This window comes from Pseudomonas meliae (assembly GCF_001400515.1).
Lineage (GTDB): Bacteria > Pseudomonadota > Gammaproteobacteria > Pseudomonadales > Pseudomonadaceae > Aquipseudomonas > Aquipseudomonas amygdali.
The window spans coordinates 1-4,030 of sequence record NZ_LJQT01000249.1; the positions used below are offsets into that span (position 1 = coordinate 1).

The following is a 4,030-nucleotide window of genomic DNA, read 5'->3' on the forward strand; positions in this document are numbered from 1 at the left end:
GATCGTTAGTCGGCCGTGCCGGGCGCTGTCCTGAAAACTGCTTGTGCAACGGGTTGTCGGACAGTAAGATAGACGGACGGAATGGCGGACAAGATGGGTGGCAAATGGCACTGATCGGCTATGCGCGGGTATCAACGGCGGAACAGGACACCGCTTTGCAGACGGATGCGCTGCGCAAAGCAGGCTGCGAGCGCGTTTTCGAGGACACGGCTTCCGGGGCCAAGGCTGACCGCCCCGGTTTGGCTGATGCGCTGGCCTACCTGCGCAACGGCGACGTGCTGGCCGTCTGGCGGCTGGACCGGCTTGGGCGCTCCATGCCGCACCTGATCGAAACGATAGGCGCGCTGGAAGCGCGAGGCGTCGGCTTTCGTTCGCTGACGGAAGCCATCGACACCACCACGCCGGGCGGGCGGCTCATCTTCCACGTGTTCGGCGCGCTGGGCCAGTTCGAGCGCGACCTGATTCGCGAGCGCACCAAGGCCGGGTTGAGTGCCGCCGCCGCTCGCGGGCGCAAGGGCGGACGCAAACCAGTCATCACCGCCGACAAGTTGCAGCAGGCACGTAAACACATCGCCAACGGGCTAAATGTCCGGGAGGCCGCTACACGGCTCAAGGTGAGTAAAACAGCCTTGTATGCAGCTCTGCAATCCACCAGCGCACGAGATCTCCAAAAATGACAACCGCCTCACGCGCAGCGGCACTGTAATGGCGGCCAAGAGCGAACGATTGACCATTCTGTCGGACGCCGAGCAGGAAGCCTTGTACGGCCTGCCGGATTTCGACGACACCCAGCGGCTGGAATATCTGGCCTTGACCGATGCTGAACTGGCGCTCGCCAGCAGCCGGCCCGGCATGCCTGCCCAAGTCTATTGCGTCTTGCAGATCGGCTACTTCAAGGCCAAGCAAGCGTTCTTCCGCTTCGACTGGAACGAGGTCGAGGAAGATTGCGCCTTCGTGCTGAGACGCTATTTCACTGACGAGCCGTTCAAGTGCAAGGCGGTCACCAAGCACGAGCACTACACCCAACGCGAACGGATCGCCGAGCTGTTTTGCTATCTTCCGTGGGTAGCCAGCTTCCTGCCACAGCTCGCGCAGCAGGCCGCGCTGATCGTGCGCCGCGATGTAATTCCGGGGTTCATCGCCACCGAGCTGATCGTCTGGCTCAACGAGCACAAGATCATTCGGCCAGGCTACACCACCTTGCAAGAGCTGGTCAGCGAAGCCCTGTCCGCCGAACGCCGGCGGCTGGGCGGGCTGCTCGCGGAAGTATTGGACGATCCGGCCAGGGCCGCGATGGCCCAGCTCCTGGTGCGCGATGACACCCTGTCGCAACTGGCGGCGCTCAAGCAGGACGCCAAGGATTTCGGCTGGCGTCAGATGGCCCGCGAACGGGAAAAACGCGCCACGCTGGAACCGCTGCATAGCATTGCCAAAGCGCTGCTGCCCAAGCTCGGCGTCTCGCAGCAAAACCTGCTGTACTACGCGAGCCTGGCGAACTTCTACACCGTCCACGACCTTCGCAATCTGAAGGCCGATCAGAGCCACCTCTATCTGCTGTGCTATGCCTGGGTGCGCTACCGACAGCTCTCCGACAACCTGGTCGATGCGATGGCCTACCACATGAAGCAGTTGGAGGACCAGAGCAGTGCGGGCGCAAAGCAGTCCTTCGTTGCCGAGCAGGTGCGCCGTCAGCAAGACACGCCGCAGGTCGGCCGCCTGCTGTCGCTTTACATCGACGACAGCGTGCCCGATCCCACGCCGTTCGGCGATGTGCGCCAGCGCGCCTACAAGATCATGCCTCGCGATGCGCTGCTAACCACGGCACAGCGCATGAGCGCCAAGCCGGTGAGCAAACTGGCTTTGCACTGGCAGGCGGTGGACGGCCTGGCCGAGCGTATCCGTCGGCATCTTCGACCGCTGTACGTCGCGCTCGACCTCGCCGCAACCAACCCGGACAGCCCGTGGCTGGTGGCGCTGGCCTGGGCCAAGGGCGTGTTCGCCAAACAGCAGCGCCTATCGCAACGGCCGCTCGCTGAATGTCCAGCGGCCACGCTACCGAAACGCTTGCGGCCGTACCTGCTGACCTTCGATGCCGACGGCAAGTCAACGGGCCTGCACGCTGATCGCTACGAATTCTGGCTGTACCGCCAGGTCAGGAAACGCTTCCAGTCGGGCGAACTCTACCTAGACGACAGTTTGCAACACCGTCATTTCTCCGACGAGCTGGTTTCGGTGGAGGAAAAGGCCGACGCGCTTGCGAAGATGGACATCCCCTTCCTGCGGCAGCCGGTCGATGCCCAACTTGATGCGCTGGCGGCCGAACTTCACTTGCAGTGGCTGGCCCTCAACCGCGAGCTTAAACAAGGCAAGCTGACGCACCTGGAATACGACAAAGCCACGCATAAACTGATCTGGCGCAAGCCCAAGGGCGAAAACCAGAAGGCCCGCGAGAAAGCGTTCTACGAACAACTGCCGTTCTGCGACGTGGCCGACGTTTTCCGCTTCGTCGACGGCCAGTGCCAGTTCCTGTCGGCGCTGACGCCCTTGCAGCCGCGTTATGCGAAGAAGGTCGCCGACGCCGACAGCCTGATGGCGGTCATCATCGCGCAGGCGATGAACCACGGTAACCAGGTCATGGCGCGTACCAGCGACATCCCGTACCACGTGCTGGAGAGCGCCTACCAACAGTACCTGCGCCACGCAACGCTGCACGCGGCCAACGACTGCATCAGCAACGCCATCGCGCAATTACCGATTTTCCCGTATTACTCGTTCGATCTCAATACGCTGTACGGTGCTGTCGATGGCCAGAAATTCGGCGTCGAGCGGTCGACAGTGAAAGCGCGCTACTCGCGTAAATACTTCGGGCGCGGGAAAGGCGTGGTCGCCTACACGCTGCTGTGCAACCACGTGCCGCTCAACGGCTACCTGATCGGCGCGCACGACTACAAGGCCCATCACGTATTCGACATCTGGTATCGCAACACGTCGGATATCGTACCAACCGCGATCACCGGCGACATGCATAGCGTCAACAAGGCCAACTTCGCCATCCTGCACTGGTTCGGTCCGCGCTTCGAGCCACGCTTCGCCAACCTCGACGACCAGTTGAAGGAACTGTACTGCGCCGACGATCTTGCACAATACGAGAACTGCCTGATCCGACCGATCGGGAAAATCGACCGCGATCTCATCATCGACGAAAAGCCAAACATCGACCGGATCGTCGCCACGCTCGGGCTGAAGGAGATGACGCAGGGCACGCTGATCCGCAAGCTGTGCACCTATACCGCGCAAAACCCGACGCGGCGCGCGATATTCGAGTTCGACAAGCTCGTCCGCAGCATCTACACGCTGCGCTACCTGCGCGACCCTCAACTGGAGCGCAACGTGCACCGCTCCCAGAACCGCATCGAGTCTTACCACCAGCTACGCTCAACCGTTGCCCAGGTCGGTGGCAAGAAGGAACTGACCGGACGCACCGACATCGAGATCGAAATCAGCAACCAGTGTGCGCGCCTGATCGCCAACGCGGTCATTTACTACAACTCGGCCATCCTGTCGCGGCTGCTGACGAAGTATGAGGCGAGCGGCAACGCCAACGCGCTGGCGCTCATCACCCAGATGTCACCGGCAGCCTGGCGGCACATCCTGCTGAACGGGCATTACACCTTCCAGAGCGACGGCAAGATGCTCGACCTAGACGCGCTCGTGGCCGAACTGGAGCTGGGATGACGGAAATTTCGGCGGTTCCGGCTTACAACCCCCTATTGAGACGCAAAAAGCGTCTCGGCCATACGTCTCACAAGGGTGTACTTATCTGAGACATCAACGGCGAGCAATCACTTGCAAATAATTCCGGTTCATGACGGTCGATTGCAGGTCTAACCGGATGAATGCAGGTTCATTCGCAAATAATCCCGGTTTGCTGGCTCGGATAGACGCAATCAATCCCGGTCGAGAAACGCGATGATTGCAGGTCGGGGCCATTTCGATTGCAGGTCGTTACAGATACCCTTTTTCGCCTGGA

The 4,030-nt window shown here is 61.2% G+C and carries 2 protein-coding genes; both read left to right on the forward strand.

Annotated features, from left to right (window positions below; all coding sequences use genetic code 11):
- A partial coding sequence (locus ALO64_RS11165; protein WP_456238962.1) for a recombinase family protein occupies nucleotides 1-677 on the forward strand: 677 nt, incomplete at its 5' end.
- Nucleotides 678-705: 28 nt separating this feature from the next.
- Nucleotides 706-3,735, forward strand: a complete 3,030-nt coding sequence (locus ALO64_RS11170) for a Tn3-like element ISPsy42 family transposase (protein ID WP_054991717.1) — start codon at nucleotides 706-708, stop codon at nucleotides 3,733-3,735.
- Nucleotides 3,736-4,030 lie beyond the last annotated feature (295 nt).